The following is a 3,721-nucleotide window of genomic DNA, read 5'->3' as shown; positions in this document are numbered from 1 at the left end:
GTCAAAAGCAAGTTCGATATAGGTCGCAGATTTATTTTTGCCAATGTCAGCTCGACCGGCAGTTTTATCATAGATTAAAAACTCATCTTTAATCAATGTGCCCAGATTTACTTTTTTGTTGCTTACGGCAACCTTTCCGGTAATTACGGCAACTTCGATGTGTTTGCTGGCCTGATACGACTTAACCTTGAAAGAGGTACCCAACACCCGAATGTCGACCCCAGATGCAGTATGTACCGTAAACGGTCTTTTTTCCTGATGGGTAATATCAAAAAAAGCTTCGCCCTCTTTTAATGCAATCTGGCGGTTGTTTGAAGCAAATGCTTTAGGATAACAGAGTTTTGCAGACGGACCTAACAAAACCACCGAACCATCTGATAAGGTAATGTGCTTCCGTTCTGTACTTCCGGTAACTACGGTAACCTGATTTTCGAGCTTCACTGGGATATTGAGTTTCCAAATGCTTATTCCCAGTGTAATGATGATGAGTACGGCGGCAGCAACCCTGATAAAAGGCTGTAATCTGAATACTTTGCCATGTTCTGGCTTTTGGTGCATAGCGGCCTGAAGATGAACAAACATTTGCTGCCCTATTGCTACTTTCCGGTCGGCTGCCAATTCAATATTTTCCTGATTGAGCGTGGCATACCACTCTTCAACTTTTTTTTGCTCTTGCGGACTTGCCTGCTTATTGAGATATTTCTGCAGCAGTTCCTTTGCCTGTTCTTCTGTCATTTAAATACATGTCAGTTGAAAAGCAGATCGGTACTAACCAAGAATGTTATCTATAAATTAACTTTATGTTAAGCCGATTAAAGCCGCAATGAGCAGGATATAGGAAAGGCTTTTTTTGAGCAATTTTAGTGCTGCAGAAATCTGGTTTTTTACTGTCTGAACCGAAACATCAAGTTCTAAAGCTATTTCTTTGATGGATTTTTCCTGTTTTCGGCTCATCGAGAATACCAATTGCATTTTTACGGGCAAAAGTGCAATGGCGGCATCAACTTCTAAATGAAGCTCTTTTAAAATCAGTTTATCATCAGCTGCTGCAATATGCTGCTCATTCATTAGTGTTTTAAGTGCAGTTTGGTGATATTCTTTAATGCTGCCTGACCTGAAATAATTAATCACCTTATATTTTACAGCACCATAAAGATAGGCACCGAGGCTTCCTGTTAGGCTAATCGCTGTTCGGTTCTCCCAGAGGGATATGAAAATATCCTGTGTAATATCCTGTGCCAATGCCTCATCACCCGTTTTTTTAAAGGCCGCATCAAAAACATTCTCCCAGTAGGTCTGGTAGATTTCGTCCATAGCCCGGTGGTCGCCAAGTTGTAAAGATGAAAATAATGAATTGTCCAAGGGATGCCGCTTTATAAAGCGCAAAGCTAAGGGGCCAATATTCCCTTAGTATTAACAAATCTTAAAGAGTAGATGATGTGGATAATAGAATTGGGGCTTTAATAATGGAAGATGAAAAGATTCTGCGCGCATCAACGATATCCGCGGGAATATTATTCGATTGATTTCCCGCAGATTTAAAAAGATTGCCGCTGATGATTTATAGTAGAGTCTTAATGCCCTTAACTGCTTAATGGTAGGAAAGACTAAAGCTGAAAGCAAAAAGAATAAGTTTAATTCCATGCAAATCTGTGCTTCCGTGGCAGAAATAACCCAAGTTGGATAGATCCTGAAACAAGTTCAGGAGGACGATCGCAGGATCTGAGCTACGAAAATCTTAATGTTCTTAACTGATTAATGGCAAATTGCAATAGGTTCTGCGTAAATCAGCTATCAACGGGAACATGATTGATTTGTACGCTACAATTACCCAAACAACCCGGCAAAAATTCTATTCGAATGCAATTTTGCCTGATGATCGTAAATATGCGAGGTGCTCATGATCTCGTTTACGCCATGTTTTGCAACAAAAGCTTCTAAATTCCCGCTAATGGTTTCGGCACTACCAATAAAAGAATAATACAACATTTGTTCTACAGCTTCTTTTTCCAACTGATCCCAATATTGATTGATATCATCAACTGCAGGCTTTAACAATTCTCTTTTACCTGTAATTACACCCAGGAACATCCGCTTTACCGAGCTTGATAAACGTTCAGCTTCTGCATCGGTATCGGCAGCAACCACATTTACGCAGGCCATTATATAAGGTTCCTGTAAAAATGGGGAGGGCTTAAAGTTATTTCTATAAATTGCGATGGCTTGTTCGAAATAAGCTGGTGCAAAATGACTGGCAAAAGCATAAGGGAGGCCTTTTTCTGCTGCTAAGCGTGCGCTATCTGTGCTCGAACCTAAAATCCAGATCGGGATATCCAATCCTTCTCCCGGAATGGCCCTTACACTCGCACGATTATTATTCGCAGAGAAAAACTGCTGTAGTTTCTCAATATCCCTGGGGAAACTATGAACAGCACTAAAATTTTCGCCACGGATGGCCATTGCCGTAACCTGGTCGGTTCCGGGTGCCCTGCCCAAGCCCAGATCGATACGGTTGGGATAAAGAGAGGCCAAAGTACCAAATTGTTCGGCAACAATTAAAGGTGCATGATTGGGTAGCATAATGCCTCCAGAGCCTACGCGGATGCTATCGGTGCCACCAGCAATATAACCAATAAGCACAGCTGTTGCCGAACTGGCAACACCAGCCATGTTATGGTGTTCAGCAAACCAGTAACGTGTATAACCTAAAGTTTCAGACTGTTTAGCTAAATCGAGGCTTGTTTTAAAGGTATCTGCAGCAGTAAAACCATCTAACACGGTTGCAAGATCGAGAACGGAATAACGTATATTTTTCAATAAGTGATCAGCCATAAATTAATAGGAATAAAATCTATGCTGCAAAAATATCCTTAATAAAACCAAGTCTGGTTTATCTGAATATATATGACGTTTAACCAACACTAATCTGCACAAGTGGGTATTATGCAAGGAATCTGTGCAAAGTGAAAACCCGATCAGACAGCAGAGACTACACGGATATAGAAGTATATATCTTATTGTAACAAAACGTACAAATCTGCGCTCTTAGCTTAATTAAAACTTGTAATTCGATTAGCAAAACCATTAAAGGAGGAGTATATTTCTTTACCGGTATTCTAGAATATTTTTATGGATTATAGCTATTGCCTGCATCTTTTAAACTTAATTGACACATTTTTGCGTTAAATTAGTAAATAAGAAAAGACTTTAAATTAATCCGTACAGATAGTACCCTTTTCGGTACGAAAAGGCGTAATTTCGTTATAAGAGAAACAGATTTTTGAAGATGATTAAGTGCATAGCCATAGACGACCAGTTCAGTTCCTTAGCGGGGCTACAAAAATATATTGAGGATACCCCGAACATGCGACTCGTCCAGCAATATACTGATCCAGTTACTGCTTTAAGGGAGCTAGCCAACTCAGACACAGTCGATGTAATTTTTATGGATGTGGAAATGCCCCAGATTTCCGGTCTGGAACTGGCTAAGGCCATCCGCTTTAGAACCAGAAAGCTCATCTTCACCACTTCACACCAGGAATACGCTTTTGATGCTTTTGAAGCAGCAGGAGATGCTTATTTGCTTAAACCATATAGTTACGCCAAATTTGCCACTACCATTACGCGTCTTTTTGGACAGGAAATGACCGGTGGTGCCAACGAAGATTACTTTCTGGTTAAAAACAAAGAAGAGGAACACCGTGCGGTAATGGTTAAATAT

4 protein-coding genes are annotated in these 3,721 nt (G+C 40.3%); 1 reads left to right on the top strand and 3 read right to left on the bottom strand.

Annotation, left to right across the window (positions count from 1 at the left end):
• The 3 genes from AC1DND_RS22505 to AC1DND_RS22495 all read right to left on the bottom strand — a co-directional run.
• Positions 1-735, bottom strand: a 735-nt coding sequence (locus AC1DND_RS22505; RefSeq protein ID WP_477584836.1) for a FecR family protein, incomplete at its 3' end; no start/stop codon positions are given.
• A 63-nt stretch (positions 736-798) separates the two neighbouring features.
• A complete protein-coding gene (locus AC1DND_RS22500; RefSeq protein ID WP_477584835.1) occupies positions 799-1,362 on the bottom strand; it encodes an RNA polymerase sigma factor in 564 nt (187 codons plus the stop codon).
• Positions 1,363-1,827: 465 nt separating this feature from the next.
• On the bottom strand, positions 1,828-2,832 hold the full coding sequence (locus AC1DND_RS22495) for an LLM class flavin-dependent oxidoreductase (protein ID WP_477584834.1): 1,005 nt from the start codon (positions 2,830-2,832) through the stop codon (positions 1,828-1,830).
• Positions 2,833-3,286: 454 nt separating this feature from the next.
• On the opposite strand from AC1DND_RS22495, the gene AC1DND_RS22490 reads away from it, so the two are divergent.
• The coding region (locus AC1DND_RS22490) for a LytR/AlgR family response regulator transcription factor (RefSeq protein ID WP_477584833.1) at positions 3,287-3,721 on the top strand (435 nt) is incomplete at its 3' end.

The organism is Pedobacter sp. 01N416, from assembly GCF_056399685.1.
The sequence above is the reverse complement of the archived record's forward strand: the minus strand, read 5'-3'. Positions and strand labels throughout refer to the sequence as shown.

Bases quoted from the DNA above. Each gene is read 5' to 3' on its own strand.
- AC1DND_RS22495 (WP_477584834.1), bottom strand. From the start codon at position 2,832: ATGGCTGATCACTTATTGAAAAATATACGTTATTCCGTTCTCGATCTT.